This is a genomic window from Mesorhizobium sp. P160219, from assembly GCF_057786095.1.
Genome location: NZ_JBYNWG010000001.1, coordinates 4,455,100 through 4,481,606 on the forward strand (window position 1 = coordinate 4,455,100; position 26,507 = coordinate 4,481,606).

A 26,507-nucleotide genomic window follows, 5' to 3' on the forward strand; every position below is an offset into this window, starting at 1 on the left:
GCCGACATCCGATGTCGGCCGGGTCCAAATGGCCTTTTCCGCTCGCGCGAAGCAGCGTAGGGAATGGCGGATCGATGCGGGATGCAGAACAATGACGGCGCCGAAGGAACTCAGGGTCTCGAAGGACAGAAAACTGCTGTCCGTCACCTTTCCCGATCATCGGCCGTTCGAACTGCCGGCCGAACTGCTGCGCGTCGCTTCACCCTCGGCCGAGGTGCAGGGCCATTCGCCGGACCAGCGGGTGACGGTTCCCGGCAAGCGTAACGTTGCTATCCTGAAGATCGAGCCGGTCGGCAACTACGCCGTGCGCATCACCTTCGACGATTTTCACGACACCGGCATCTTCACCTGGAATTACCTGCACACGCTTGGCCACGAAAAGGACGCGCGCTGGAATGCCTATCTCGCCGAGCTCCAGGAGAAGGGACTGAGCCGCGACCGCTAGTCGGCACTGTCCGCAAAACGTCATTGACTGGGGGTAACGCCGGCAAAGGTTCGGAGACGGGAAAATGTCTGACATCACCACGGTCGAACAGCTCGAAGCCCTCTACGGCCTGCCCGGCGAAGCGTCGACGATCAAGGAACTCGACCACGTCATTCCCGAATATGCCGCCTTCATCGAAGCCTCGCCTTTTGTCGCCCTGGCGACGAGCGGGCCGGAAGGGCTGGACTGTTCGCCGCGCGGCGATCTCGCCGGCTTTGTGCGCATGCATGACCCGAGAACGCTGATGATGCCGGACCGACGCGGCAACAACCGCGCCGATTCGCTTAAGAACATCATCCGCGATCCTCGCGTCGGGCTGCTGTTTCTTGTGCCGGGTTCGGGCACGACGCTGCGCGTCAACGGCCGCGCCCGCATCGCCACCGACGCCGCGCTTTGCGCCTCCTTCGCCGTCGAAGGCAAGCCGGCGCGCTCGGTCACCGTGGTCGATGTCGATTCGGTCTATTTCCAGTGCGCCCGCGCCATCGTTCGCTCGGAGCTGTGGAACCCGGCAAAGCACGTCGACCCGAAATCGCTGCCGACACCCGGAACAATCCTGGAAGTCACTAGCCGCAAGAATATCGATGCCGGTACTTACGACAAGGAATGGCCGGAGCGGGCGAAGAAGACGATGTGGTGAGGTGGGAGGCGCGTGGATCGAACGGCTCAGGTATCCTTCAGCACGTCATAGATCTTGCGCATCTGTTCGCCGATCATGTCGCACTGTTCCGCTGTCGACTGGCTCATCGCCTTTTCGATCAGCGCCATATGCACCTTCAGCGCCTTCATCAAAAGCTCCGTGCCGGCCTCGGTAAGCGTCAGCCGCAGCACGCGCTTGTCCTTCTCGTCGCCTTCGCGGCGCAGCAGGCCGCGCACCTCGAGCTGCGGCAACAGCATGGTGATGTTGGAGCGGCCGACCAGCAGTTTGCGGGCGAGATCGTGCTGCGACATGCCGGGATGGCGATAGAGGTTCATCAGCACGTCGAGCTGCGCCGGCTTGAGATCCAGCGGCGCCAGCTTTACCGCCAGCGCACGCTCCAGCACATGGCAGGCGCGCGCCACCGCGACCCAGTTGCGAAAGCGCGGGTTGTCCCAGGGCAGCTCTTGTTTAATGTTCATGTTTGAACTATTATGTTCATGCTTGAACGGAATGGATGGATCGCCACTATGGCATCATTTGGACTGAAGGTCATCCGGGGCGTGTTCCGCGCCGCCGAGCATGTGGCGCCCCGCCTGAGCGGGCGCGCCGCCTTCGAACTGTTCTGCCGCACGCCGAGCGTGAAGGCGCTCAGTGACGGCGAGCGGCGTGCGGTCGACCGCGCCGCCGGCTTCATGGCCGAGGCGCGCCATCGTCGGCTTACGACCAAGGCCGGCTGCGTCATGGTGCACGAATTCCGGCCCGAGCCGGGCAGGGCGTCCGCCGGCACGGTGCTGGTCGTCCATGGCTGGCGTTCGCGCACGGAATATATGCGCGCTCTGATCGAAGGTTTTCGCGATGCGGGCTACCGGGTCGCCTCGCTCGACCTGCCGGGCCACGGCCAGTCGCTGGGCCGGCATCTCAACATGATCAATGCGGTCGAGGCGGTCAGGGTCGCCAGCGAATGGTTCGGTCCGTTCAAGGCGATCGTCGGCCATTCCTTCGGTGGCGCCGTCGCCGCCAATGCCATTGCCGGTTCGATCAGGGGTATCCACCCAGTGGCGGCCGAGCGGCTGGTGCTGGTGGCCGCGCCAAGTTCCCTGCCGGCGATCTTCGCCGACTTCAGCCGCATGCTCAACGTCGGCCCGCGTTCGCAGGTTTCCATGGCCGATCAGGTGAAAAGGTTGTCGGGCCGGCCGCTGCACGAATTCACCGGCGATCGCCAGCTGGCCGAAGCGCCGGTGCCGACTCTGGTCATCCACGCGCCGGACGACCGCGAAGTTCCGGCCGACCATGCCAGGCGCTACGCCGGCGCCGGCAGCCATGTGCGGCTGCACTGGGCCGATGGGCTCGGCCACCGTCGCATTCTCGCCGACAAAGGTGTCATCGAACGCGCTGTGACCTTTGTCAAAAACGAGCGCGAGCCGATGCTGCATTGATTCCAATCGGTGTATTGTCCGACACCGACAACGCCGGAGCGGTGAGCTAGCCCTTCTTCTTGCCGCCCGGCTCGACGGGCAATCCGGCCGCCTTCCAGGCGGTATAGCCGCCAAGGATGTGCTTGACCGGCGACAGCCCCATATCCTGCGCCGTCTTGGTGGCCAGCGCCGAGCGCCAGCCGCCCGCGCAAAAGAAGACAAAGCTCTTGCCCGAGGCGAAGAACGGCTTGTGGTAGGGGCTTTCGGGATCGATCCAGAATTCCAGCATGCCGCGAGTGACATGTTTGGCGCCGGGGATCTGGCCGTCCCGCTCGATCTCGCGTGGATCGCGCAGGTCGACGAAGATGGTGTCCTCGTCGTCGAGCAGCCCGGCCGCTTCCTCGGGCGAGACCACCTCGATCTCGGCATTGGCCTCGTCGAGCAACTCGCGATACCCTTTTTTCACGGATGATCCCTCCCGGCGCATTTCGCCGCCGACTGGATTTCCAGCACAAGCTCCGCGCTTTGTCACGCTGTTCCGACCAGCCCCTGCCACGCCGCCATCGCTCCGGCCACTGTGGCCATCAGCGCGTCGCACGAGGCGCCGTCGCGGGCCTGGATCGACATGCCGTGCTGGACCGTCGCATAGAAGGTCGCCGCCGCGTTGCTGTCGAAGCCCGCCGGCAATTCGCCTTCCGCCACACCGCGTTCCAGCCGTCTCAGCAAGAGGGTGTGGTTTTCGGCGCGGCGGCGGCGCAAATCATCGCAGATCGCGCCGCTGCTTAAATCCTGGTGCAGTGCGCCCAGCGCGATGAGACAGCCCTGCGGGCGGTCGTCCTGAGAGTACGCTTTTGCCGTCTGGCTCAGGAAATTCTCGATCGCCTGGCATGCCGTCGGCGCTTCGTCCAGCGCGCTCCAGATCTCGGTGCCTTCGTTGCGGGTGTAATACTCGGTCGCTTCCAGAAACAGCGCCTCCTTGCTGCCGAAGGCGGCATAGAGGCTGGGCGAGCTGATCCCCATCGCCGCGGTCAGGTCGGCGATCGAGGTGCCCTCATAGCCTTTGGCCCAGAACAGCTCCATCGCCTGCCGCAAGGCGGCGGTTCGATCGAAGGTGCGGGGACGGCCTCTTTCCGGCATGACGATCTTTTCTGTGTTGACCGATACATAATTCACTTGACGTCGCGAGGCAAGGTTGCCAGATTTATGTATTGATCGTTACATAAAAGGAGCATGACATGTCAGCGAACGGATTGAACGGCAAGGCAGCACTCGTCACCGGCGGCAGCCGCGGCATTGGTGCTGCGATTGCGAAGCGGCTCGCGGCCGATGGCGCCGACGTCGCCATCACCTATGTCAACAGTGCGGCGCCGGCCCAAGCTGTCGTCGCCGAGATTATAGCGGCAGGTGGTCGCGCGATCGCCATCCAAGCCGACAATCGCGACGCCGCCGCCATCGAAGGCTCGGTCGCCGAGGCGGTGAATGCCTTCGGCCGGCTCGACATCCTGGTCAACAGCGCCGGCATCTGGCGCGCGGCGCCCATCGAACAGATGTCGCTGGCCAACTTTGACGAGACCATTGAGGTCAATCTGAGAGCGCCGTTCGTGGCCTCGAAGGCGGCAGCGGCTCACATGGGCGAGGGCGGCCGCATCATTTCGATCGGCAGCAATCTGGCCGAGCGCGTCACCGACACCAGCCTCAGCGCCTATTCGACCAGCAAGGCTGCGCTGGTCGGCCTGACCAAAGCGCTGGCGCGAGACCTCGGTCCGCGCGGCATCACCGCCAACGTCGTTCATCCCGGTTCGACCGACACCGACATGAACCCGGCCGAAGGCCCGCATGCCGAACACCAGCGGCGGAAGATGGCGACGCCCCGCTTCGGCAAGGCTGACGAGATCGCCGGCATGGTTGCCTGGCTCGCCGGTCCGGAAGGGCGCTTCGTCACCGGCGCCGCGCTCACCATCGACGGTGGCGCCAACGCCTGAAGCAGCAGCCGCTTTGACCGGTCTGGGGCGGCAACGCCGCTCCAGACGTCACGATGTTGTGAAACCGTTCTGCAACAGGCCCGCGGAAATTTATGGAAGCTTAACGAAATCGGTATGAATCGGTATAGTAGCGCCTTACATCCGCCATGCGGTTGGCAAGATCGTCTAGCGGCGCGGAACGGGAGCCGGCTTGCAGCCGGAGCGGGTGATTAATGAGATTCCTCGGAAATAAAGCCGCCGTGATGCCGCTTGCAGTAGCGGCAGCACTGGCCTTCGGTGTGCCGCAGGCAAGCGCGCAAGGCCTGTTCGACATGCTGTTCGGCGGTGGCGTCAAGCACAGGCCGCAAGGCGAATTCCCGCCGCCGCCGAAGCGCAAGCCGAAGCCCGCCGTGTCGGGCGGTGGCGGCACCAGGATCAGCAGCCCGTCCTACTACACCTACAAGGCCGACCGGCTGGTGCGCGTCGACTTTGCCGCGTTGGTGGCAGCACCTCCCCAGGTGGCAACAGCTGAAGACGCCGCCTTTGTGCCGTCGGCGACCAGCACTGCCTTCCGCGAAGCCGTTGCAGGCCTCAGCGACTATGAACTCTATGCCGAGCCCGATATCGCCAAGGCACTGATTGCCTATTACTCTGCCAATCCTGATTTCATCTGGGTGAACGAAGGCAATCCCAATGCCCGCGCCCAGGATGCGGTGCGGGTGCTTGGCGAAGCCGCAAGCTATGGTCTCACGTCGGCCGACTACACGGTCGAAGTGCCGGCAGCCAACGCATCGGCGGTCAATGCCGATGCCCATCTGAAGGAACTCGTGCGCTTCGAGATGGCGCTGTCGGCGCGCGTGCTGCGCTATGCCCGTGACGCCCAGAGCGGGCGCGTCGATCCCAATCGCATCACCGGCTACTATGAATTTCCGCCGAAGCCGGTCGACATGGAAGGCGCGCTCAAGACGCTGGCTCACACCCAGGAAGTGCGCACCTACCTCGAATCGCGGCACCCGCAGAACGCGGAATATCAGGCGCTGCGCGTCGAACTTGAATCGCTGCAGGCGAGCGCCGAAAACGAAATCGTGGTCGATCCCAAGCTGTTGCTGAAGCCCGGCGAGACCAGCGCCGAACTGCCGAAGCTGCTGACGCTGATCGCGCGCAATCTCGACGACGAGATGGGCGGCGCTTATGGCGAGATCCTGTCTCGTCTCGGCACCAGCGATGTCTATGTTCCCGAACTGGTTCCGATCATCAAGGCCGTGCAGGTGAAGGCCGGCATGAAGGGCGATGGGGTCATCGGCCCGCGCACCGTCGCCTCGCTCGCCGGCGCATCCAAGGCAGACAGGCTGCAGAAGGTGCAGGTCGCGCTGGAAGAGTTGCGCTGGCTGCCGTCCGATCTTGGTAGCCCGCGGGTGTTCATTAACCAGCCCGCCTTCACCGCCAGTTATATCGACAATGGCGAGGAGAAGCTGAAGACCCGCGTCGTCATCGGCCGGACCACCAACCAGACCGCCTTCTTCTTCAAGGAGATCAAGCAGGTCGATTTCCATCCCTATTGGGGCGTGCCGCAGTCGATCATCGTCAACGAGATGCTGCCAAGGCTGCGTGGCGATCCGGGCTATCTCGACCGTGCCGGCTACGAGGTGACCGATTCGCGCGGCAGGCGGGTTCCCTCTTCCTCGGTCAATTGGGGCGCCTACGGCGCCAACATTCCCTACAGCGTGCGCCAGCAGCCGAGCGAAGCCAATGCGCTGGGCGAACTGAAGATCCTGTTCCCCAACAAGCACGCCATCTACATGCACGACACGCCGCAAAAATCCTTCTTCCAACGCGATATGCGGGCGCTCAGCCATGGCTGTATTCGCCTTCAGGATCCACGTGGGATGGCGGCGGCGGTGCTCGGCGTCTCGGTCGACGACATCGCCGAAAAGCTCAAGCACGGCCATGCCAGCGAAGACGTGACACGCACGATTCCCGTCTATGTCTCCTACTTCACTGCCTGGCCGGACCTGTCCGGCAAAGTCGAATATTTCAACGACGTCTACGACCGCGACACGCGGCTGATGCAGGCGCTTGACGCGACCGAAGCGGTGCGTTCGCCGACGAGCTGAACCAGCGGAGTTCCTCGTTCAACGAAACGAGGAACTCACTTTGTCTCTCTGGTTTTATTAGATTTTTGGCCGATAGACGGTCGGCCGTTTCCTGCGATCAGCGCTGGATGAGCGGACGCCGGAAGCCGGCGTCGCGGCCCGCGATCAGCCAATAGACCAGACCGGCTACGAGGCCGGCGGCGGCGATGATGCCGATATCGGCCCAGTGTCCGGCATCCTCTTCCGCGGCCGGCCAGACCAGGAAAAAGCCGGCTGCAGCGGCAGCGGCGCCAAACAGCATGTGCACCAGGAAATTGCGCAGGGCAAAGAATTCGGCGAGCAGCGCGAAGATCAGCGTCTGCAGGCCGGTCAGCACGATCGTCAGGAAATAGACGACCATGCCGAGCGGCGGCCACAGCAGCACGACAATGGGCGAAAATTGCATGGCGCCGAAATAGTCCGGCGCGTTGGGCAATACGGCGAGTGCGCAATATATCGCCACGACCGCGAACAATCCGATCAGCACCGAAACGAAATAGCCGGCAAGCATCATCAGGATGCGCTTCAAAACATGCTTAACCATGGCCATGCACCCCCGCGCCCTGCAACTGTTACGCGCACTCAGCCATCAAAGGCGGATCGGCGCAAGAGTGCATCCAGCAGTGCTTTGCGGCAAATCTTCAGGCGCCGCCGCATAGATGTTGTGAATCCGGCAAAACCCATGTGCCTTTTATCGTGAGGTCGACGCCGTAATAGACCCGCCCGCGCTCGTCGCCCTGCGGACAATCCCTCGGGATCGATATCAGGCACATGACGACAGGATCGCCGGCTTTCGAACTGGCAAGGCCAGGCTCCCGCTCGTAGGAAACCCCGGCGCCGCCATTGCTGAACCGCGCCAGGCTGCCGGCTTCAGGGCCGGCGGTTTCCAGCGGGTCGTCGCCGAGCCGCGTCGTCAGCGCGGTGATGTGGGTCAAGGCGCATTGGCCGATCGACGAGGGCAGGGGCTGGTCGGGGCTGCCCGGATGGCGGGCCGCGGTGTCGAGCGCCTTCTTGCCGATCAGGGCGATGTTGTAATCCTGCACCCAGGACGGCGCATTGCCGTAGGTCTGCAGCGCATTGTTCTGGGCGCTGACGATGCAGGCGGCATCCTGCCCGCAGGCGTTCCTGTCAGTGATGAGCGCACGGGCGATCTTGCGCTTTTCGCGGCCAAAGGCTGGCTCGAAACCCGTAAAGGCCTTGGCGACCAAGGCATCAATTGCCGACAGTTGCGGGTCGGCACAGATCGCCTTTTCCACCGGCAGGCTGGCTTTGCGGCAGTCGAAGGACGGCCCGTCGGCACGCGCTGGACCAAGGCAGACCGCCCCGCCAGCAAGTGCGACGACAAGCGCAAACGAGTTGGCAATTCGATTGGAAGAAAGCATGGTCGCCCCGTTGTCCGACAACTGCCACCATCGTAGGCAAAAAACGCGGCGGACGGAATTGCCGAAGCGGTGCGGTATCGGCGCTATTTCGGTTCGGCGGTCACGGGATCGAAGGTGATTTCGACTTTCGCCTTGTCGGCGGTGTAATAGGTCACGGTGTAGCCGTCCTTGTCCCAGTCGACCTCCTTCACATAGCGAAAGCCGTCGCGCTGCTCGACCTTGGCGATGATTGCCGACAGTTTCTGGGCATTCGTCGGCGGCAGCGGGCTGTCATCCGCGGCAAAGGCCGTCGAGCCGGCCAGAACAACGACGACACCGGTCGCCAGAACAAGATTTCGCATGATTACCCTCATTTCACGTTGGCTGAACCGCACCGGAAACTCGCAGGCAGCACAGTTTGTTCCGATAGCTGACGTCGCGCAGGTTCCGTGAAGCCCTGGATCGCGGCGATCAGAGCGACGGCACGCCCATATTTGCGCCAACGGCCGGCCAACCATGAGTGCTGCCACGGCCCGCGCTGGACAACCCGATGGTGGTAGAGCTTTGCCAAAGACCCTGCTAGACTTCTGGTCCTGGCGGGGTGGCATGGCGCGCCAACCCCGCCGGAATCTTCATCTCTCAGCGCGCGGCGAAGTGTTTCAGGAACGGGTCGTCGCCTGTGCTGGACCAGAACCAGAAAGGGAGCGGGGGCTCGAACATGGCTGTACGGAACTACACCCGTCAGCTGGCGACAATCATTTCTATCGATGCCGTCGGGTTCTCGAGGCTGATGGGCATCGACGACGAGTCTGCTGTCGCGGCATTCGAGGAACGGCGCGACATCATCGCCGACAGCTGTGGCACATTTGGCGGCCGCACGTTCGGCGACGCCGGCGACAGCATCATGGCCGAGTTCGGCAATCCGATCGAGGCGTTGCGCGCAGCCTTTGATTTCCAGGGCCGCATCGTCGCCCTCAACGCCGAGGTTGCCGACGATATGCGCATGCCGTTTCGCGCCGGCATCAACACCGGCGACGTCATCGTGCGTGATGGCCGCCTCTACGGCGACGACGTCAACATCGCGGCGAGAATCCAGGAATTCGCGCCGGGCAACGGTCTCGCCGTTTCGGAGACGACCTGGCACCATGTGAAGGACAAGACGGCGGCCGATTTCACCGATCTCGGCGAATTCATGCTGAAGAACATCGCCTTGCCGGTGCGCGTTCTGATCGCCGGCCGCAGCGGCAACGGATCCTCGCCGGCGGCGTCGTTCGCGGCCATTCCCCAGGCCAATGCGCAGCAGAAGCTGTCGTCCAAGGGGCCGCCGGCGATCGCCGTCCTGCCCTTCCACGCCGATGGCGGCGAGCATGACATCGGCTACATGGCCGACGGCATCGCCGAGGACATCATCTATGGTCTATCCAACACCAGATGGCTCTCGGTCATCGCCAAGGGCTCCAGCTTCCAGTTCCGCGACGACACGCTGGGCACGCGGGTGATCGGCAACGCGCTCGGCGCGCGCTACATCGTCAGCGGCACGCTGATGCGCAATGGTGGCCAGATCCGCCTCAACACCTCGCTGGCCGACGCGTCCAACGGGCGGCTGGTGTGGTCGCAGCGCTTCGATCGCGATCTGGTCGACATCTTCAACCTGCGCGACCAGATCGGCGCTGAGATCGTTTCGATCCTCGACAAGGAGGTCGACCGGGCGGAACAGGCACGCACCTTCCAGGTTCCCTGGGAAAGCCTGGAGACCTGGCAACTGGTGCGACGGGGCCGCTGGCACATGAACCGGCGCACCCGCGGCGACACCGAAACCGCACTCGAGTTCTTCCAGAAGGCCTACCGCGAGGACGCCAACTCGAGCGCCGTGCTCAACGAACTGGCGTGGTGGTATTTCTGGCGGGCATGGCTGCGTTTCGGCGACAGCGACGATTTGAACAAGGTCGAGCAGTTTGCCCGCAAGGCGTTGCTGGTGGACAGCCTGGATGCGCGCCCGCACGCCCATCTCGGCGCCGTCGACATCATGCGCGGCGAACCGCGGTCGGCCGTCGACCATCTCGAGGAAGCGATCCACATCAATCCGAGCTTTGCCTTCGCGCGCTCGGCCATGGGCAGCGCCCAGCTGCTGCTCGGCAATGCCGCGACCGCGATACCGTTCTTTCTCGATACCGAGCGATTGAGCCCGTTCGACCTCTACCGCTTCCACAATCTGGGGGAACTGACGGCGGCCTATTGTTTGGTCGAGAACTGGCCGGCGGCGATCGCTGCCGCTGACCGCTCGCTCAACCTGTCTCCCGGCTATTTCTATTCCAGGTTCCTGAAGATCGGCGCGCTGATGCGAAGCGGCCGGCCGGAACAGGCGCGGCGCGAGATGACCATTTTCACCACCCGGCATCCCGATTTTTCAGAACAGCGTGTGCGCTGGATACCGTTCACCGACAAGGCCGCGAACGAGATCCTCGTCGCCAATTTCCGACTGGCCAAATGAACATGGCGTCAATGCTGGCTGGAACATGGACCAACTGTGAAAAGATTCACATACGTGCAACCGATGCAAACCTAGGCGTTGAACGGCCGGCATCGCAATAACGTGGATAGCCGGGGGGCTTGAACGCGCATGACCGAACTGAAGTATTTCGACGCTATTCGCGCGGCCCAGAAAAACCAGCGCCCGCTGTCGGAAATGCCGCCCTTCGATCTCGGCCGGATCCGGAAGACAGGGCTGATTGCGCGCATCGTCGGGTCTCTGGCCGAAGACCCCCGCTGGGCGCTTTCCTTGTTGCGGCGTTTCCGGCCGACCGGCAAGCTCTTCGGTGTTCTCGTGGTCACCAAGAACGCCGATGTCCGCGACATATTGGAGCGCGGCGACGAATTCCAGACCCCATACGGCCCGGAAATGACCGAGCTTGCCCGGGGATCCAACTTCATCCTCGGCATGCAGGACGGCGCCGACTACCGGCGCATGAAATCGTCGGTGCTGAGTGCATTCCCGCCGGCCGAGGTCGAAGCCGCCGTCAGGCCGATCGCGGCGCGTCATTCGCAAGAGATCATGACGCGCGCTAGCCCCGGCTTCGATGCGATCTCCAGGTTGATGAAGATCGTCCCGGTGCACATCTGTCGAGATTATTTCGGCGTCGAGATCGACGATGAATCCGAATTCGCCGACTGGGCGATCGCGCTGAGTGCGCTGTTCTTTTCGGACCCGACGGCGAGCCCCGTCATGCGCGAACTCGCAGTGGTGGCGGGCGACCGTCTTCTCAAAGTCATCGATCGCTCCATCCAGTCGGCCAGGGACCGGGGCTTGAAGGCCGAGCAACCGCTGGCGAGGCTGGTTGTCCAGATGGATCAGGGCCGCCTGTCGCGGGACGACCTCAATTCGATCATGCTGGGCATGATCGCCGGCTTCGTCCCGACCAATGTGTTGGCCGCCGGCAATTGCCTCGACGTGATCCTGTCGCGGCCCGACGCACGGCAGGCTATCGATGCCGCATTGACCGAAAACGATACCGCCAAGCTCGACAGGGCCGTCCTTGAAGCCATGCGCTTCAAGCCGATCTGGGTCGGCCCCTGGCGCTACACGGCCCGCGACGCGATCATCGGCAAGGGTACGCGCCGCGAGCGCCTGGTGAAGGCCGGCACGGTGGTGATGCCGGCGACGCTGTCGGCGATGTTCGATGCCGACGCCGTGCAGAACCCGGACCAGTTCGACACATCGCGCCCGCATCGCGACTACATGGTGTTCGGCCACGGCATTCATCAGTGCATCGGCGCCGAGATCGCCAGGATCCAGATCGGCGAAAGCCTGCGCGCCCTGTTCCAGAAGCAGGGCGTGCGCCGCATGCCCGGCAAGGCCGGGCGCATGACCCGCATCGGCGCCTATCCCGAAACCCTCAAGGTCGATTTCGAACGGGCAGAACTCTGCCGCACCGTAACGCAGTCTATGGTGACGGTGGTCTGCCCGGTCACCCGGTCCGCGTCGCTGGATGCTGTCCGCGACAAGGTTGCCAGCCTCGGCAACCCGGCCGTCGAAGAGATCCGCACCGCGCTCGACATTGCCGGCACCGTCCACTTCACCAGCCTGACCGTGGTCGGCACCGGCGAGATCGGCGCTGATTCCGGTCAGGAAAAAGGAGCTCTGGTTCTCGAGATTTCCGGTGACGGCAGCATCGACGATGTCATCGACGCAGTCACGCACGCCATCGGGCACCGGCTGCGGCCGATCTTCAAGGAGGTCTGCGATCTGCGCGATGGCGGCGCATTGAACGATTTCCTGCGCAAGCACAATGTCGACATATCGCCGTCTTTCGGCAGCAATGCCGGACTGGTGTTTTCGGGCACGCCGGGGCACTCGGTCCAGCGTATCAAGGCCGAGCAGCAGCTTTTCGAAGCCGTGCGCGACATCGTCGAGCGGCCACGCAAAGGCGCCGGCAACGCTCCTGCCGTGCTCGCTGAAGTTCGCCAGCGTGTCCAGTCATTAGGGACGTTTGCCTGGGCGTTCGAGCCGGCCGAAAGCCTGCTCGAAAAGCCGCCGGGTCATTGGGGCCGTGCCCTGATGACGACGTTGCTGGTGCCGCCGGTCTTCGTCACGGTGGCGATCATCTGGGCTGCTTGCTGGTACATGACCTACGGTGTGGTGTTCGGCAGATCTATCGACATCAGTTCCCAGGAAATCTCCTTCACCGCCATAGCCGTAGCAATCACCTCACTTCTGTTGTCGGGACTCGGAATGTTGGTGGCAGCGGCGCTGCTGGCGTTTTCGTGCTTGCTGGCGCTGCGACGCCGCGAGGACAGGGATCGGCCGGAAAGCACATCGATCGGCATATCTGAATTGAACGCGATACTCGTCAAGGAGGGCCACGCGGCACAAAACCATCTGACTGCGATTTCGACGATGAAGGCCGGCATTCTGCGGCGGCTGGCGCTCAGGTTTTCTTTCTACCTGATCTCGATAGCTGCCCAGAAGGTATTCAAGCCAGGCTTCCTCAACACCATCAACACCATCCATTTCGCCCGCTGGATACTGCTGCCCGGCTCCAACCGATTGATGTTCTTCTCCAACTACGGCGGCAGCTGGGAAAGCTATCTTGAGGACTTCATCGCCAAGGCGTCCGCTGGCCTGACCGGCGTGTGGAGCAACACCGTGGGCTATCCACGCACACGATGGCTGTTCCTGGACGGCGCCCGCGACGGCGATCGTTTCAAGCGCTGGGCGCGGCGCCAGCAGGTGCCGACCCTGTTCTGGTACTCCGCCTATCCCCAAATCAACACAGAGCGCATCCGGATCAATTCCCGGGTCAGGCGCGGCATTGCTTCCGCCGTCGGCAACGAGGCGCGCGACTGGCTGAGCTTGTTCGGTTCGCTACGGCGCCCGGCGAGCGAAACGACCACCGTTCAAAAGACCACTTCGCTGCTGGCCAATATCAGCTCTGCCTTTCCGGCGCCTCTCGAACAGCAGCTGGAAACCGGCGAGATCCAGTCCATCTTCTTCGGCCCGCTCGGCCCGCTCGCTTATTCGCATATGCTTGCGATCCGGGTGCCGGACAAGTTGCCGGCGCCCAAGCGCAGAGCCTGGCTCGATTTCGTTGTCGAGCAGACGAGTTTCGGCGAAGGCAGGCCCGCCGGGCGAGCTATGATAGTCGCCTTTGGTCCCGGTGGCCTGCGGCAGTTTGGGCTCGACGAGGGTGTGGAGGGCGATCCACTGGAAACATTTCCGATCGCCTTTCGCCATGGCATGGGCAATCCCGAGCGTGGGCGCATACTGGACGACCGAGGCCGCGACGGCCCGGACGAATGGGAGTGGGGGTCGTTGGAGAACCCTGTGGACCTGGTCATCGTCTGCTATGCTGAAGACCCGGGACGGTTGAAGACCGAGATTGCCACCGTGAGACGAAAGACGACCGGTGCAGGCATGAAGGTCGTCGCCGAACTGCCGCTCGCCGTAAACCGGGGTCCGACCGACACGAAGACGAAATCGTCCGACGGGGCAAAGCGTGACGATCGGTCGGAACGTGGGCCAGCCTACGAGCATTTCGGTTTCGCGGACGGGATTTCGCAGCCGATTGTCCGGGGCACGACCCGCGCCAGCAGGGGTGCTGCATCAATGCATCTGGTCGCGCCCGGCGAGTTCCTGTTCGGCTATCGTGATGAGCATGGGTTCTATCCAGCCTCGCCCTCGGTAAGCGCATCACGCGATCGGACTGGAATCCTTTCGCAGGTGCGCCGTAGCCGGCTGATTCCGGGCCTGCCGCCACCGCCGCGCGATTTCGGGCGCAACGGTTCATTCCTGGTTATTCGCCAGTTCGAGCAGCACGTCGACGTCTTCAACAACTACTGCAAAAAGGCTGCAGCCTTGGTCGCGAGCCAACTCGGCAACCAAGCCATCACGCAAGACTGGATTGCCGCCAAGATGCTCGGCCGCTGGCAGAACGGTAGCTCGCTGGTGCGCAACCCGGATCATCCGGGACGCGTCATCGACAACAACTTCGCCGCCGGCGCCGAGGATCCGCAAGGCCATCGCTGCCCGCTTGGTGCCCACATTCGCCGTTCCAACCCACGCGACTCGCTGGGTGAGGACCGCGATACGCAGATCAATATCGGCAAGCGCCATCGTATCCTGCGGGTCGGCCGCACCTATGAGAAGCAGGACGGTAAGAATGGCAAGGTCGAAAAGGGGCTGCTGTTCATGTGCCTCAACGCCGACATAGAGCGCCAGTACGAATTCATTCAGCAGACCTGGGTTTCGTCGGCCACGTTCCAGGGCCTCGTCGCTGAAAAGGACCCGACGATTGGTTCGCGCGGCGGCGATGGCAGGTTCACCATTCCGTCATGGGAAAAGGTCACGACGCTCCGTGACATGCCGCAATTCGTCACCACCAAGGGGGGTGGATATTTCTTCATGCCCAGCCGCTCGGCGCTGCGCTACCTGATTTCGCGGCTCTGATTCGGCGTCAGTCGTCGTCCTGCGACTCGGCGATGTGGCGCAGTGCCCCGGTGTCGGTGATGCGCAGGCCGCCGCGTTTGATGGCAATGAACGAGCGGTTGCGCCAGTCGTTGAGCGTCTTGTTGACGGACTCGCGCGTGGCGCCGAGGAACTCTCCGAGTTCCGATTGCGAGATCGGGATCCAGCCGGCGCTGTCGGCCATCACCTTGGCCAGGAAGACCAGGCGTTTGGCGAGCCTCGCCTCGATGCCGAAGAAGGCCTGATCGCCGAGTTCGCCGCTGACCCAGCGCAGCCGGGCGCACAGAAGTTCGATCATCGCGCGTGCCAGCGGTGGATTTCTCTCAATGCGATCAAAGAGTTGTATCCTGCTGAGCGAAACCAGCTCGCAAGCGGTCAGGCAGATGGCGGTGGCGGTGCGTGGCCGGCCGTCCAGGGCGCCGATCTCGCCCACCAGACTGCGCGACAGCTCGATATTGGCCACCAGCTTCTGTCCGCCGGGCGAATAGATCGAGATTTCCACCGTGCCGCTCATCACCCCGTAGATCCGGTCGGCGGCATCTTCCTGGACGAACAGATGCTGGCCGGCGGCGTAGCGCTCGACCTTGCAGCCGCTGAACAGGATATCGAACAGCTTTGGATCGATGCGTGCCAGGCGCGGCAGATCGTTTCTGTCGTTAGGGCCGCCAAAAGCCATGTTCCAAATTCCCAATTGCCGCAATCGGCGAAGTTTAAGGCCCGAAGTCTAAGGCAAGAGTGCACCGCGTCAAAGGCCGGCGTTCATCCCTTGCGATTACGCCTTGTAAAGGCTTGGCGCCGTGGTCGCGCCCAGTGCCTGGCTCGTGCCGGGCGGAAAGCCGCCTGCACGCGCGGCGAGAGGAGCCGCGCGTGCAGGCGGCAACTGATAAAAATGGATAGGTGATAAAATTTCTGTAAAACCGAGCGGCCGCAATGGCCCTTCCACCCGTTGCGATAGGTGGGCGCAAACAGCGTGAGCGTCTGTGACGGAGATCACATACGGCATCGCTGAAATAATGCGAACGTCATACATCGCGCGAGCGACTGCCGGCAAAGAGACATGCCGACGTTGCGCTCCGGTCATCTTCGACGCGAGTTGATTTGTTTCCTTGCCTGCCGGTCAGAATTGCACCAGTCTAAAATGGGGCAATACAGTTCTTTACTTGGACAGAACCTTTGGGGGCGACTATGCCGGTCAGCAGAGAGCAGCGAATCCGTCAATATCTCGATCTCGTCACCGGGGGCGAGGGGACTGAATCGGTCCTCGGCAACGTGGAGACGATGGCAGGCGGCGCTCTGGAATCCCTTGCGCCTGCGGAAGCCGGCAAGGCGGAGGCGGCGTTTGAATCGGCGCGCGCTGGCATGGAGAGCCTCGCGCGGGGCGCCGAAGTCGCGCCCGAGCAGCTTTCCGATCTGGAAGCCATAATCATCCCGGAGTTGCGACCGGTCTATGACATCAAGGATGGCACCTTTACGACGCTGACTTTCGACGGCGCTCCGACACCTGGCCATTCGCTGTGGACGAAGCTTACCAGCGAGGCCGCATCGAAGCAGCGCATCGAAGCCGCCCTGCCGGCGATCGGGCGTATCGAACTGTTGTGGAACACCAATATCCCTTACGGCGGCACGGGCTTCGTCGTCGGCCGCAACCTGTTGATGACCAATCGTCATGTGGCGCAGATATTTGCGGACGGCCTTGGCGACCGCAATCTGCAATTCATCAACGGCCGCGCCGCCGGCATCGACTTCAAGCGCGATTCGGCGGCGGGAAACGTCTTCAAGATCCGCAATGTCCGGATGATCCATCCCTATTGGGACATGGCGATCCTCGAAGTCGAAGGCCTGCCCGACAACATCACGCCGCTGTCGCTCGCGGTCGCCGACGCGCGCGATATGCTGCGCCAGGAAGTCGTCGCCATCGGCTATCCCGCGTTCGACAATCGCAACGCGGTCGATGTCCAGAACGAGCTCATGCGCAATCGTTTCCAGGTCAAGCGCCTGCAACCGGGCATGCTGCAGGGCGGCTTCGATACGGAGAGTTTCGGCAAGATCGTCAGCGCGGCGACACATGATTGCTCGACCACTGGCGGCAACTCCGGCACCGCCATGATCAACCTCGCCACCGGCGAGGTCGTGGCGCTGCATTTCGCCGGCCGCTATCTCGAGCGCAACTACGCCGTGCCCACCGGCGCGCTCGCCAAGGACCAGCGTGTCGTCGACCTCGGCCTCAATTTCGCCGGCGCCGCCAGCGGCGGCCCCAACGGTTGGGGCGCATGGTGGACCAAGGCGGACAGTGGATCGCCGGCCGAGGGCGTAAACCTGGTTGAAGCCGGCGGCGTCCAGCAGATCCCGGGCGTCGCCACCCAGACGCCTCCATCCGGAGGCGTCGTCGTTTCGCCGGGCGGCAGCGTCACCTTCGAAGTGCCGTTGCGCATCACCGTCTCGCTCGGCGCAACGCCTGGCCATGAAGCGGTCACGGAATCGGTCGAACGCGAAGCGGCCAAGCCGACCCCTCCAGGCGGCGCATTCGTTCCCAAAACGGTCGCGGACTATGCCGGCTATAAGGGCTACGACGAGAAATTTCTCTCTGGCGGCACTAAACTCGCACCGGTCATTGTGCCAATGCCTGAGGCCACCGACCTCTCAGTGCTGGCGCCGCTCAAGGCCGGCGGCACGCAACTCGACTACCAGAATTTTTCGCTCAAGATGCACGCCAAGCGGCGGCTGGCGCTGTTCACCGCCTCCAACGTCACCGAGGAGAGCAATCTGCGCGAGCCGGAAAAGGGCCGCAACTATTCGCGTGGCGGCCTGTTCAGCGAGCGCTGGTTCCCGGATCTGCGGCTCGACGACAAGTACCAGATCCCCGACGTCTTCTACACCCAGGATCAGGGCGCCTTCGACAAGGGTCATATCGTCAGGCGCGATGACGTGGCCTGGGGCAGCACCTTCGAGCTGCTGCTCAGGGGCAATGTCTGCTCCTTCCATGTCACCAACTGCTCGCCCCAGGTCGAAGGCTACAACCGCTCCGACAGCGGCGAGAAGAACTGGGGCGATCTTGAGAACCACGTCCTGTCGGAGGCGGCGAGCGAGCGGCTTTGCGTCTTCGCCGGGCCGGTGCTCGCCGATGACGACCGGACCTTTGCCGGCAAGGGTCCCAAGGGAACAAGTCTTCGCGCGCCGGTGCCGCGCCGTTTCTGGAAGGTGATCGTGGCGCGCGTCACAGACGGGCTCGCCAGCTATGGCTTCGTCCTCGAACAGGATCTGTCGGACACGGAGCTGGAGTTTGCCGTCTCCGACGAGTTCATCGGCGCCATGTACCCGCTGACCGAAATCTCCGAAATGACCGGCGTCAGCTTCGACAAATCGATTGTCGACGCCGACCAGTACGAAACGGTTCGTGGCGGCGAAATTGCAATGCGGGCGGGATCACGGAGACGAAAGAAGAAGGCTTAGGCTCGCGCGGCCCTGCGATGCCTTGCAGGGAACACCATGACCGAAAGGACGCAATCCAAGCCGACCTCCCTGCTGCCGGCCACGCGCCCCCGAGCGGTACCAATTAGCGCCAACACAGCGGAGATCTGGATCAGCACATAGCTGACGGCGAGCCGGGCACCGGAAAGAAGTCGTTCGTCAAAAAGCCGTGATGCAGCGCTTCAAAATAGCGGCGATAATACGGGCCGGTTTCACTCAAGGGGTTTACATGCGCACGCGCTACGCCGTCATGCTTGCACTTTCCGTGCTTTCCATTCCTGCCGTCTCCATCCCGGCGCAGAAGGCACGAGCGCTGGAGCCTGAAAAATACACGGTCTACTGCGCCAACGATCACATCGAGGTTTCGTTCTGGGATCTCGAGCAGATGAAGGTGCGGAACGGATCCGATGTCTGCCAATTCCAGAGCTACACGAGCTACTCAAGCGCGTTGAACTTTGCGCAGAAGAATTTTGGTGGGGAAGGGGCGAGTTGCAGCTGCTAGGAGTGCTGGCTTGGAGTGTGCTGTTCCGGGAAAGAAAATGGTGGGCGATGCAGGGATTGAACCTGCGACCCCACCCGTGTGAAGGGTGTGCTCTCCCGCTGAGCTAATCGCCCGCTCGTTGCCCGAAGGCCAAGCGAGCCGCGATATAAGAGAGGCATGCGGTTGAAGTCAAGGCGATGCGCCTGCCTTCTACGCCTGAAATAGGCAAGGGCGGACGCTGCCGCGCAATCGCCCGTTTCGCTCAGCCGGCCGCAGCTGCAATCAGCCGTTCCGCCAGGTCGAGCGTCAGCGCGTCGAAATGCGAAATCACCGCCGACGGCTCGAATTCTCTGACATGGCGGTCGGTGTAGCCGAAATCGACGGCGACCACCGGAATGCCGGCGGCCTTGGCCGTGTCGATGTCGGTCTGCGAATCGCCGACCATCAGCGCATGGTGCGGGTCACCGCCGGCGAGCCTGATGGTTTCGGTGAGATGGCGCGGGTCGGGCTTGCGGAAGGCGAACGTGTCCTGGCCGGCGATCGCGGCGAAATGCTTTGTCAGGCCGAGCGCCCCGATCAGCGCTTTCGAATTCGCCTCATATTTGTTGGTGCAGATGGCAAGCAGGTAGCCGGCCTTCTCGAAGCGGGCGATCGCCTCGACCACGCCGGGGTAGGGGCGCGACTTGCCGGGGATGTTGAGCGTGTAGTGGTCGAGGAACAGCTTGAGCAGCCGGTCGTGCTCCTCCACCGCCAGCGACTTCTGCTGCGCGGTATGCGCGCGCTCGATCATCACCCGTCCGCCCTGGCCGACAAAACGCCGGAAGCCGGCCTCGTCGACAGCGGCAAGCTCGCTGGCGGCAAGGCTGTGATTGAGGCTGTCGAGCAGATCCGGCGCCGTGTCGATCAGCGTCCCGTCGAGGTCGAACACGATGATCGGTTGGGTCATGGCCTATCCTGTGGCTGATGCATTGCAGGCAGGCGATAGCGGCTGCGCTTCTTTCAGGCAAGCCGGTGGGAGCCAAAGTCTTTGACCCTGCGGGCAAAAGTGCTAGGAGCGCGCATCCAGAAAAATCAGAACCAAGCCAAACCCCCGGGGTGAGCATGAATGCGAGGCAGTTGAAAGTCGAGGCCGCGCGGGCTGCCCTTGCCCATGTCAGCGACGGCATGCGCATCGGCATCGGCACCGGGACGACGGCCGACGAATTCGTGCGGCTGCTGGCCGAAAAGATCGCCACCGGCTTGTCCGTCATCGGCGTGCCGACGTCGGAGCGCACTGCAGCCCTTTGCCGCGAACTTGGCGTGCCGCTGTCGACGCTTGAGGAAACGCCCGAGCTCGACCTCACCGTCGACGGCGCCGACGAGATCGACGCGGCGCTGACGCTGATCAAGGGCGGCGGCGGCGCGCTTTTGCGCGAGAAGATCGTCGCGGCGGCATCTCAGCGCATGATCGTCATTGCCGATCGCTCGAAGATGGTCGACACCCTTGGCCGGTTTCCCTTGCCGATCGAAGTCAACCGGTTCGGCCTGCGCGCGACCGAAATCGCGGTCGCGGCAGCGGCCAAAAGTCTCGGCCTTTCCGGCCCGGTTACATTGAGGATGACGGGGGGCCAGCCTTTTGTTACAGACGGCGGCCATTTTATCCTCAATGCATCTTTTGGCCGCATTCCGGATACAAGAGCGCTTTCGAATGCTCTCCATGCCATTCCTGGTGTGGTCGAGCATGGTCTTTTCATCGGGCTGGCGTCAGCGGCCATCATCGCCGGCGGCGACGGCATCCAAACCGTCCATGCCGCCCGAAAACCAGGGAGTTCTACCGATCATGATGTTGCATAACCGGGTTCGCAATCTTTGCGCCGTTCTGGCGGCTTCGGCCGTTTTCGCCTTCTCTTCCCCGGCGTTCTCGCAGGAGATCACGGAATCGCATCTGAAGGCGGCACGGGCGGCGGTCACGGCAATCCACGCGACCGACTCGTTCGACAACATCCTGCCGCAAGCAGCGGCCTCGCTCGAGCAGCAGCTCATCCAGAAGAACCCTGATATGCAGGAGCTGATCGGCAAGACCGTCAGCGAGAAGGCACTGGCGCTGGCCTCGCGCCGTGCCGATCTGGAGAAGGAAGCAGCGCTCGCCTATGCCAAGGTGTTCTCCGAGAAGGATCTCACCGACATCGCCGCCTTCTACAATTCCGATGCCGGCAAGAAGCTGCTCGACAACGGCCCCAACGTGACGCGCGAACTGGTCAAGGCCGCCGACATCTGGCAGAACGGCCTGGCGCGCGATCTCGCCCAGCAGGTCGGCGAAACGCTGGCAGCAGCCGCGAAGGCCGCTGCTCCGGCCGCGCCTGCGCCGGATAACGCAACTGCCCCCGCCGATGGCGCTGCACCTGCCGACGGCGATGCGCCCGCAGACGGTGACCAGCCGGAAGCGCCGAAGAACTAAGACGTCTGATTTCGCCACCGGCATCCTTGCCGCTGGACCAGAAAGCTCGGTGGAAACCGGGCTTTTCTTTTGGCTTCATGCGGCCTACCTGTCGCAAACATTTCCTGAGGCAAGGAACAGCAGCATGGCCGGTTACGACTACGATCTCTTCGTCATCGGCGGCGGCTCCGGCGGGGTGAGAGCGGCGCGCGTGGCGGCAGCGCTCGGCAAGCGTGTCGGCATCGCGGAGGAATACCGCTATGGCGGCACCTGCGTCATCCGTGGCTGCGTGCCGAAAAAACTCTATGTCTATGCCTCGCAATTTCCCGAGCATTTTGCCGACGCCGCCGGCTATGGCTGGACGGTGCCGGAGGCGAGCTTCGACTGGCCGACGCTGGTCGCCAACAAGGACCGCGAGATTGCCCGTCTGGAAGCGATCTACGAAAAGAACGTGAAAGGCGCCGGCGGCGAGACGTTCCACTCGCGCGCCATGCTGGTCGACCCGCATGTCGTGCATCTCCTGGGCGATGACCGCACCGTCACCGCCGACCAGATCCTGATCGCCACCGGCGGCCGGCCGGCGCCGCACCCGGCGCTGCCCGGTCACGAGCATTGCATCTTTTCCAATGAGGTTTTCGACCTCAAGCAACTGCCGAAGGCGATCATGATCGAGGGCGGAGGCTACATCGCCGTCGAATTCGCCAATATCTTCCATGGCTTGGGCGTCGACACCACGCTGGTCTATCGCGGCAAGGAGATACTGTCACGCTTCGACATGGACCTGCGGCACATGCTGCACGAAACCATGGAAAAGAAGGGGATCAAGATCCTCTGCCACGCCGTGTCGGAATGGGTCCGCAAACGGCCGGACGGCAGGCTGGATGCGTTGGTCACCGGCGGCAAGGTACTGACGATCGACCAGGTCATGCTCGCCATCGGCCGCCTCCCAAACACCGAGAATATGGGCCTGGAAGGCGTCGGTATCGAGCTCGGCATAACCGGCGCCATCGTTGTCGACGAATATTCCCGCACCAACATCGACAACATCTGGGCGATCGGCGACGTCACCAACCGCGTGCAGTTGACGCCGGTGGCGATCCACGAGGCCATGTGTTTCATCGAGACCGCATTCAAGGGCAATCCGACCGCGCCCGACCACGACACCATTCCGACCGCCGTCTTCTCACAGCCGGAGATCGGCACCGTCGGGCTGTCCGAGGACGATGCCGTCAAGCGCTACGCCGATATCGAAATCTACCGCGCCACATTCCGGCCGATGCGGCACACGCTGTCGGGCCGCGACGAAAGGATGCTGACGAAGCTGGTGGTCGATGGCGCCACGCGAAAAGTGCTCGGCGCGCACATCCTCGGGCCGGACGCCGGCGAGATGGCGCAGTTGCTCGGCATTCCGCTGAAGGCCGGCGTCACCAAGGATGATTTCGACCGCACCATGGCCGTCCACCCGACGGCAGCGGAGGAACTGGTCACCATGTACAAGCCCACCTACCGCGTGAAGAACGGCGTGCGGGTCGATTGACGCCCGCGCGCTCGATCTTGAAGAACCCCCCATGGCAGCCGCTGTGCCACCGCGATGGGAGGCCTGAAGCTTATTACAACAAAGTGCCGCGCAGGATGACCAGCGCCACCGAGAAATAGATCACCAGGCCGGTGACATCGACCAGCGTGGCGACGAACGGCGCCGAGGCGCTCGCCGGATCGAAGCCGATCCGTTTCAGCGCGAACGGCAGCATCGACCCCGACAGCGAGCCGAAGGTGACGATACCGACAAGGGCTGCCCCCACGGTCGCCGCGATCAGCGGCCAATGCGGCCCATAATCGTAGAAGCCCATATACTGCCAGAGCGCGATGCGGCAGATGCCGACCACGCCAAGCATGGCGCCGAGTACCAGGCCGGTTGGCAATTCGCGCAACGCCACCCGCCACCAGTCACGAAGGCCGATCTCGCGCAGCGCCAGCGCGCGAATGACGAGCGAGGTCGCCTGCGAACCGGAATTGCCGCCCGAGCTCATGATCAGCGGAATGAACAGAGTGAGCACGATCGCCTTCTCCAGTTCGCCTTCATAGCTTTGCATGGCGTTGGCGGTCAGCATCTCCGAGATGAACAGCGCGCACAGCCAGCCGCCGCGCTTCTTGATCATCGCGAGAAAGCTCATCTTCATGTAGGGCTCGTCGAGCGCCTCCATGCCGCCGAAACGGTGCGCGTCCTCGGTCGTCTCCTCGATCATGATGTCGATGATGTCGTCGATGGTGACGATGCCGAGGATCTTGCCGTGGTCGACGACGGGAACCGCGAGCAGGTCATATTTGGAGATCGTCTGCGCCAGTGTCTCGCGATCGGTCAGCGGCGTCACCGTCACCGGGGCGCGATCCGGCGCCACCGACAGGATCGGATCGTCCGGCTCGCCGGTGATCAGCCGGCGCAGGCCGGTCGAGCGCACCAGCACATGCGTGTCTGGATCGACGATGTAGATGGCGTAGACGGTCTCCCGCGTCCGCTCCACCTTGCGGATGTAGTCGAGCGTGCGCCCGACGGACCAGTCCGACGGCACGCTGACGAATTCGGTCGTCATGATCGAGGCGGCGCTGCCTTCGGGATAGCCGAGAATGGAAAGCAGCGTTGCCCGCAGCGGCGGGACCAACCCGCCGAGCAGCTCGGAGCTCGCCGGTTCGTCCAGTTCGCGCAGGATATCGGCGGCGCGGTCGACCGACATGGCGGTCAGGAGCTTGCACGCTTTGGCGCGCGGCAGCGCCTCGGCCAGATCGGAGGCGCCGTCGAGTTCAGGCTGGTCGAAGATCTCGACCAGCCGCTCGAACGGCATTTCGCAAAGCAGTTCTATCGCGGTATCGCGAGATTCCCGGTTCAGGGCCTCGACGACATCGGCGACGTGATCATTGGCAAGGATACGCGCGATAGCGACGGCATCGTCGCTTGCTACGACGGGGGTAAATTCGTTCATGGCTCACTCCTTGCCGTCCGGCGGGACGTGAGCCGTTAGAGGTCACATCGAGGCGGACGGCGGTTGCGTTCGACTACTGTCGCCAGGCATGGCGCGGTGACCTTTCTGCTCGCGGGTTCGAGTTGGAATTCAGCGAGCGGGCGCAACATAGGAGCGCATCTTGGCGAGTCAATCGCGGGGGTGGCGGAAAACAGCCGGGAGCCGCCCAATCGCGAGACTGTGATGATTATTGAAGGGGGAGGGAGCGAGTGCCCCGCCGCCAGTGGCGGAACGCGCTTCGGCGTGGCTGCTATTTCTGCTTCAGCCGGCGTGAAAAACGCATCCATTTGTCCTCGACCGGCCGCGGCTGCGTAAGGATGGTGGTGAGCTCGCGCGGAAGGTTCGGAACAAGCGGCCTCTTGGTGGCGACGCCGTCGGCGATCGCGACCACGCTGTGGTAGAATTCCTCGCCCGAGGCCGAGCGTGGCGCCACCGCCTCATGCATGATGCTGATCACCGTGACATCGGGACAGTTGTCCTTGATGGCCTGGTGGAAGGCGATCTTGCCATCCGGATCGAGCGCGCCGGTCGCTTCGTCGAGGAACAGCAGTCCCGGTTGCTGCAGCACGATGCGGGCCACCACCAGCTTCTGCTTCTGGCCGCCGGACAGCAGCTGGTCCCAGATCTTTCCCTCGCGGCTTTCATCGGCCATGTGTTCGATGAAATCGCCAAGGCCGGCCTTGTGCAGGGCTGCCGCGACCTGCGCATCGCCATAGTCGTCCTCGGAGCCGGGCAGGCACACCAGCTGCTTCAGCGACACCTGCTGCAGCTTGACCTCCTGGGCGGCATAGAAGCTCCTCACACCGTCAGGGAAGACGATGGTGCCGCGGCCATAAGGCCACAAGCCGTTGATCGCCTTGATCAGCGAAGTCTTGCCGCAGCCGGATTCGCCCTTGAGGAATGCCCACTCGCCGCGCCGAAAGCGCAGATTGGCTGCGCTCAGGAACGGCGTGGCGTCTTCACCCTGATGCGCCAGTTCAAGCTTCTGGATGGTCAGGCCGAAGACCGGGTTCTGGCTGGCATAGTGGAAATCGGAACGGCCGGTCTGGCTGTAGAATTCCTGCGGCTGTTGGACGTTTTCAATGGCGTGCGCCAATTCAATGACGCGCTGGCTGTTGGCCCGCAAGGTGGCGAGACTCGGCATGACATGGATGAACCAGGAACATTTGCTGATCAGCGCGTTGACCTGCTCGGAACCGGTTATGTAGCCCTTGAGGTCGACGCCGTTGTGGATGAACGGCACCAGACCAGGTCCGTAGGCGACAACTTTGGCCCCGACGAAATTATAGACCGATTCGAATCCCGCATAGAGGGTGTTGACGATGTTGAGCTTCGACCAGGTGGTATCGATATCCAGATAGAGCCGTCCATGTATCGTCTTTTGCACGTCTTCGCCTTGCGACGCCGACACATGGAAACTGCGGCGCAACAAGGTGATCAGCTCGCTGCGATAGGTGCCTTCGGCCTTCTGCATCCTGACATTGAGCCACTCCAGCATTCCGCCGAGTTTGATCGCGATGCAGGTATTGACGGGCACATAGATGGCAACCGCCAGCAGAGCGAGGACGGCGCTGCCATAGCTGCCGAGGGCATCCAGGCCTTTTACCTCCACGGAATTCGCCAGCAAAGCGCCGCCGACAAAATAAAGTGAGGTGAAGACGCCGAAGACACCTTGGGCAAGCCCGATGGCGCCGCCCGCCATGTCTTTGATCGATTCCTGCAAGCGCTGATCGATGTTGTCGGGCGCAGCCACATCTGGCGAGCCATTCTGAGCGTGGTAGTGCGTATGGTTGGTATCGAGCAGCGCCGCATTGAAACGCGCGTTCAACCAGGCGCGCCATTTGCGATGCAATGTCGCCGATACAAATTTGCAGGCGCCTATGATTCCCATGTCCTTGAACACGACCAGCAGGACAAGCAGGCCGGCATTGGTAAGCACCGATTCAAGGGGCGTGGTATTCGCGGCGTCGTGAAAAAAAGCGATTGAGGCTGCCAGTTCGCCCGCCAACACGGTAAACCACACGTCCGCCTTGCTCGACAGGGCTATGATGAGTGCGAGGACGACGGTGAGAGCCCAGGCTTCCCTCCACCGGTCCGAGAACCAGTAGGCCCGCATCAGTCCCCAGAAGGTCCGCATCGACGATACTGGCGTCAGGGGCGACGGCCCGGCGGGG

General features: G+C 63.0%; 22 protein-coding genes and 1 tRNA gene. 12 read left to right on the forward strand and 11 right to left on the reverse strand.

Translation table 11 applies throughout. From position 1 onward, the window contains the following. Positions 1 to 91 precede the first annotated feature (91 nt). Positions 92 to 445, forward strand: coding sequence for a gamma-butyrobetaine hydroxylase family protein (locus tag AC3EMP_RS21615; protein WP_023668999.1), 354 nt, complete (start codon positions 92 to 94; stop codon positions 443 to 445). A 64-nt stretch (positions 446 to 509) separates the two neighbouring features. Continuing rightward, on the forward strand, positions 510 to 1,121 hold the full coding sequence (locus tag AC3EMP_RS21620) for a pyridoxamine 5'-phosphate oxidase family protein (RefSeq protein ID WP_023726591.1): 612 nt from the start codon (positions 510 to 512) through the stop codon (positions 1,119 to 1,121). A 26-nt stretch (positions 1,122 to 1,147) separates the two neighbouring features. Here the strand turns inward: AC3EMP_RS21620 and AC3EMP_RS21625 are convergent, their stop codons facing one another. Beyond that, entirely contained in the window at positions 1,148 to 1,600 is a 453-nt protein-coding gene (locus AC3EMP_RS21625) for a MarR family winged helix-turn-helix transcriptional regulator (protein ID WP_023805153.1), read from the reverse strand. 48 nt (positions 1,601 to 1,648) lie between these two features. On the opposite strand from AC3EMP_RS21625, the gene AC3EMP_RS21630 reads away from it, so the two are divergent. Next, entirely contained in the window at positions 1,649 to 2,557 is a 909-nt protein-coding gene (locus AC3EMP_RS21630; RefSeq protein ID WP_023805154.1) for an alpha/beta hydrolase, read from the forward strand. 46 nt (positions 2,558 to 2,603) lie between these two features. Here AC3EMP_RS21630 and AC3EMP_RS21635 read toward each other — a convergent pair whose 3' ends face one another. Both AC3EMP_RS21635 and AC3EMP_RS21640 read right to left on the reverse strand, forming a co-directional pair. Beyond that, positions 2,604 to 3,002 (reverse strand): rhodanese-like domain-containing protein, encoded by a 399-nt coding sequence (locus AC3EMP_RS21635; protein WP_023682502.1) that lies wholly within the window; start codon positions 3,000 to 3,002, stop codon positions 2,604 to 2,606. 62 nt (positions 3,003 to 3,064) lie between these two features. After that, entirely contained in the window at positions 3,065 to 3,673 is a 609-nt protein-coding gene (locus tag AC3EMP_RS21640; RefSeq protein WP_488494670.1) for a TetR/AcrR family transcriptional regulator, read from the reverse strand. A 98-nt stretch (positions 3,674 to 3,771) separates the two neighbouring features. On the opposite strand from AC3EMP_RS21640, the gene AC3EMP_RS21645 reads away from it, so the two are divergent. After that, positions 3,772 to 4,518, forward strand: a complete 747-nt coding sequence (locus AC3EMP_RS21645; protein WP_023805156.1) for a 3-oxoacyl-ACP reductase family protein — start codon at positions 3,772 to 3,774, stop codon at positions 4,516 to 4,518. Positions 4,519 to 4,730: 212 nt separating this feature from the next. Continuing rightward, the gene (locus tag AC3EMP_RS21650; RefSeq protein WP_023805157.1) at positions 4,731 to 6,611 is read left to right on the forward strand and encodes a L,D-transpeptidase family protein; all 1,881 of its coding nucleotides are present in this window, start codon (positions 4,731 to 4,733) and stop codon (positions 6,609 to 6,611) included. Positions 6,612 to 6,708: 97 nt separating this feature from the next. Here AC3EMP_RS21650 and AC3EMP_RS21655 read toward each other — a convergent pair whose 3' ends face one another. From AC3EMP_RS21655 to AC3EMP_RS21665, 3 genes are all read right to left on the reverse strand, one after another. Beyond that, the gene (locus AC3EMP_RS21655; RefSeq protein WP_023805158.1) at positions 6,709 to 7,179 is read right to left on the reverse strand and encodes a hypothetical protein; all 471 of its coding nucleotides are present in this window, start codon (positions 7,177 to 7,179) and stop codon (positions 6,709 to 6,711) included. A 91-nt stretch (positions 7,180 to 7,270) separates the two neighbouring features. Then, positions 7,271 to 8,011, reverse strand: a complete 741-nt coding sequence (locus tag AC3EMP_RS21660) for a lysozyme inhibitor LprI family protein (protein ID WP_050588903.1) — start codon at positions 8,009 to 8,011, stop codon at positions 7,271 to 7,273. Positions 8,012 to 8,094: 83 nt separating this feature from the next. Continuing rightward, entirely contained in the window at positions 8,095 to 8,352 is a 258-nt protein-coding gene (locus tag AC3EMP_RS21665; protein ID WP_023726587.1) for a PepSY domain-containing protein, read from the reverse strand. Positions 8,353 to 8,708: 356 nt separating this feature from the next. Between AC3EMP_RS21665 and AC3EMP_RS21670 the strand changes: the two genes are divergently transcribed. Then, positions 8,709 to 10,481, forward strand: a complete 1,773-nt coding sequence (locus AC3EMP_RS21670; RefSeq protein WP_352711842.1) for an adenylate/guanylate cyclase domain-containing protein — start codon at positions 8,709 to 8,711, stop codon at positions 10,479 to 10,481. A 129-nt stretch (positions 10,482 to 10,610) separates the two neighbouring features. Continuing rightward, positions 10,611 to 14,933: a cytochrome P450 gene (locus AC3EMP_RS21675; protein ID WP_352711839.1), complete on the forward strand. Its 4,323-nt coding sequence runs from the start codon at positions 10,611 to 10,613 to the stop codon at positions 14,931 to 14,933. A 7-nt stretch (positions 14,934 to 14,940) separates the two neighbouring features. Here AC3EMP_RS21675 and AC3EMP_RS21680 read toward each other — a convergent pair whose 3' ends face one another. Next, positions 14,941 to 15,627 carry a Crp/Fnr family transcriptional regulator gene (locus tag AC3EMP_RS21680; RefSeq protein ID WP_023738834.1) on the reverse strand — a complete coding sequence of 229 codons (687 nt, stop codon included), beginning with the start codon at positions 15,625 to 15,627 and terminating at the stop codon, positions 14,941 to 14,943. Between the two features lie 509 nt (positions 15,628 to 16,136). On the opposite strand from AC3EMP_RS21680, the gene AC3EMP_RS21685 reads away from it, so the two are divergent. After that, the gene (locus AC3EMP_RS21685; protein ID WP_352842916.1) at positions 16,137 to 18,401 is read left to right on the forward strand and encodes a DNA/RNA non-specific endonuclease; all 2,265 of its coding nucleotides are present in this window, start codon (positions 16,137 to 16,139) and stop codon (positions 18,399 to 18,401) included. 247 nt (positions 18,402 to 18,648) lie between these two features. Next, positions 18,649 to 18,921 (forward strand): hypothetical protein, encoded by a 273-nt coding sequence (locus AC3EMP_RS21690; protein WP_352597232.1) that lies wholly within the window; start codon positions 18,649 to 18,651, stop codon positions 18,919 to 18,921. A 38-nt stretch (positions 18,922 to 18,959) separates the two neighbouring features. Here the strand turns inward: AC3EMP_RS21690 and AC3EMP_RS21695 are convergent. Both AC3EMP_RS21695 and AC3EMP_RS21700 read right to left on the reverse strand, forming a co-directional pair. Then, positions 18,960 to 19,034 (reverse strand) — tRNA-Val (locus AC3EMP_RS21695). A 128-nt stretch (positions 19,035 to 19,162) separates the two neighbouring features. Continuing rightward, a complete protein-coding gene (locus AC3EMP_RS21700) occupies positions 19,163 to 19,846 on the reverse strand; it encodes a phosphoglycolate phosphatase (RefSeq protein WP_023825560.1) in 684 nt (227 codons plus the stop codon). A gap of 155 nt (positions 19,847 to 20,001) precedes the next feature. Between AC3EMP_RS21700 and rpiA the strand changes: the two genes are divergently transcribed. The 3 genes from rpiA to gor all read left to right on the forward strand — a co-directional run bounded on the left by rpiA (position 20,002) and on the right by gor (position 22,853). Next, entirely contained in the window at positions 20,002 to 20,733 is a 732-nt protein-coding gene (gene rpiA, locus AC3EMP_RS21705) for a ribose-5-phosphate isomerase RpiA (RefSeq protein ID WP_352711830.1), read from the forward strand. Beyond that, complete coding sequence (locus AC3EMP_RS21710) at positions 20,720 to 21,337, forward strand: DUF2059 domain-containing protein (RefSeq protein WP_023668979.1); 618 nt, start codon at positions 20,720 to 20,722, stop codon at positions 21,335 to 21,337. Before rpiA ends, AC3EMP_RS21710 begins: the two co-directional genes overlap by 14 nt. A gap of 124 nt (positions 21,338 to 21,461) precedes the next feature. Further along, on the forward strand, positions 21,462 to 22,853 hold the full coding sequence (gene gor / locus AC3EMP_RS21715; RefSeq protein WP_352462453.1) for a glutathione-disulfide reductase: 1,392 nt from the start codon (positions 21,462 to 21,464) through the stop codon (positions 22,851 to 22,853). A gap of 73 nt (positions 22,854 to 22,926) precedes the next feature. Here gor and mgtE read toward each other — a convergent pair whose 3' ends face one another. After that, positions 22,927 to 24,294 carry a magnesium transporter gene (gene mgtE, locus AC3EMP_RS21720; protein WP_023818901.1) on the reverse strand — a complete coding sequence of 456 codons (1,368 nt, stop codon included), beginning with the start codon at positions 24,292 to 24,294 and terminating at the stop codon, positions 22,927 to 22,929. Positions 24,295 to 24,583: 289 nt separating this feature from the next. Next, positions 24,584 to 26,470 (reverse strand): ABC transporter ATP-binding protein/permease, encoded by a 1,887-nt coding sequence (locus tag AC3EMP_RS21725; RefSeq protein ID WP_352711827.1) that lies wholly within the window; start codon positions 26,468 to 26,470, stop codon positions 24,584 to 24,586. Positions 26,471 to 26,507 lie beyond the last annotated feature (37 nt).

Excerpts from the sequence above, each read along its gene's own strand:
- AC3EMP_RS21670 (WP_352711842.1), top strand. The coding sequence starts at position 8,709 with ATGGCTGTACGGAACTACACCCGTCAGCTGGCGACAATCATTTCTATC.
- AC3EMP_RS21690 (WP_352597232.1), top strand. The coding sequence starts at position 18,649 with ATGCGCACGCGCTACGCCGTCATGCTTGCACTTTCCGTGCTTTCCATT.
- AC3EMP_RS21725 (WP_352711827.1), bottom strand. The coding sequence starts at position 26,470 with ATGCGGACCTTCTGGGGACTGATGCGGGCCTACTGGTTCTCGGACCGG.
- AC3EMP_RS21650 (WP_023805157.1), top strand. The coding sequence starts at position 4,731 with ATGAGATTCCTCGGAAATAAAGCCGCCGTGATGCCGCTTGCAGTAGCG.
- AC3EMP_RS21710 (WP_023668979.1), top strand. The coding sequence starts at position 20,720 with ATGATGTTGCATAACCGGGTTCGCAATCTTTGCGCCGTTCTGGCGGCT.
- AC3EMP_RS21655 (WP_023805158.1), bottom strand. The coding sequence starts at position 7,179 with ATGGCCATGGTTAAGCATGTTTTGAAGCGCATCCTGATGATGCTTGCC.
- mgtE (WP_023818901.1), bottom strand. The coding sequence starts at position 24,294 with ATGAACGAATTTACCCCCGTCGTAGCAAGCGACGATGCCGTCGCTATC.
- AC3EMP_RS21685 (WP_352842916.1), top strand. The coding sequence starts at position 16,137 with ATGCCGGTCAGCAGAGAGCAGCGAATCCGTCAATATCTCGATCTCGTC.
- AC3EMP_RS21625 (WP_023805153.1), bottom strand. The coding sequence starts at position 1,600 with ATGAACATTAAACAAGAGCTGCCCTGGGACAACCCGCGCTTTCGCAAC.
- gor (WP_352462453.1), top strand. The coding sequence starts at position 21,462 with ATGGCCGGTTACGACTACGATCTCTTCGTCATCGGCGGCGGCTCCGGC.
- AC3EMP_RS21675 (WP_352711839.1), top strand. The coding sequence starts at position 10,611 with ATGACCGAACTGAAGTATTTCGACGCTATTCGCGCGGCCCAGAAAAAC.
- AC3EMP_RS21660 (WP_050588903.1), bottom strand. The coding sequence starts at position 8,011 with ATGCTTTCTTCCAATCGAATTGCCAACTCGTTTGCGCTTGTCGTCGCA.
- AC3EMP_RS21615 (WP_023668999.1), top strand. The coding sequence starts at position 92 with ATGACGGCGCCGAAGGAACTCAGGGTCTCGAAGGACAGAAAACTGCTG.
- AC3EMP_RS21665 (WP_023726587.1), bottom strand. The coding sequence starts at position 8,352 with ATGCGAAATCTTGTTCTGGCGACCGGTGTCGTCGTTGTTCTGGCCGGC.
- AC3EMP_RS21700 (WP_023825560.1), bottom strand. The coding sequence starts at position 19,846 with ATGACCCAACCGATCATCGTGTTCGACCTCGACGGGACGCTGATCGAC.
- AC3EMP_RS21645 (WP_023805156.1), top strand. The coding sequence starts at position 3,772 with ATGTCAGCGAACGGATTGAACGGCAAGGCAGCACTCGTCACCGGCGGC.
- AC3EMP_RS21620 (WP_023726591.1), top strand. The coding sequence starts at position 510 with ATGTCTGACATCACCACGGTCGAACAGCTCGAAGCCCTCTACGGCCTG.
- rpiA (WP_352711830.1), top strand. The coding sequence starts at position 20,002 with ATGAATGCGAGGCAGTTGAAAGTCGAGGCCGCGCGGGCTGCCCTTGCC.
- AC3EMP_RS21680 (WP_023738834.1), bottom strand. The coding sequence starts at position 15,627 with ATGGCTTTTGGCGGCCCTAACGACAGAAACGATCTGCCGCGCCTGGCA.
- AC3EMP_RS21640 (WP_488494670.1), bottom strand. The coding sequence starts at position 3,673 with ATGCCGGAAAGAGGCCGTCCCCGCACCTTCGATCGAACCGCCGCCTTG.
- AC3EMP_RS21630 (WP_023805154.1), top strand. The coding sequence starts at position 1,649 with ATGGCATCATTTGGACTGAAGGTCATCCGGGGCGTGTTCCGCGCCGCC.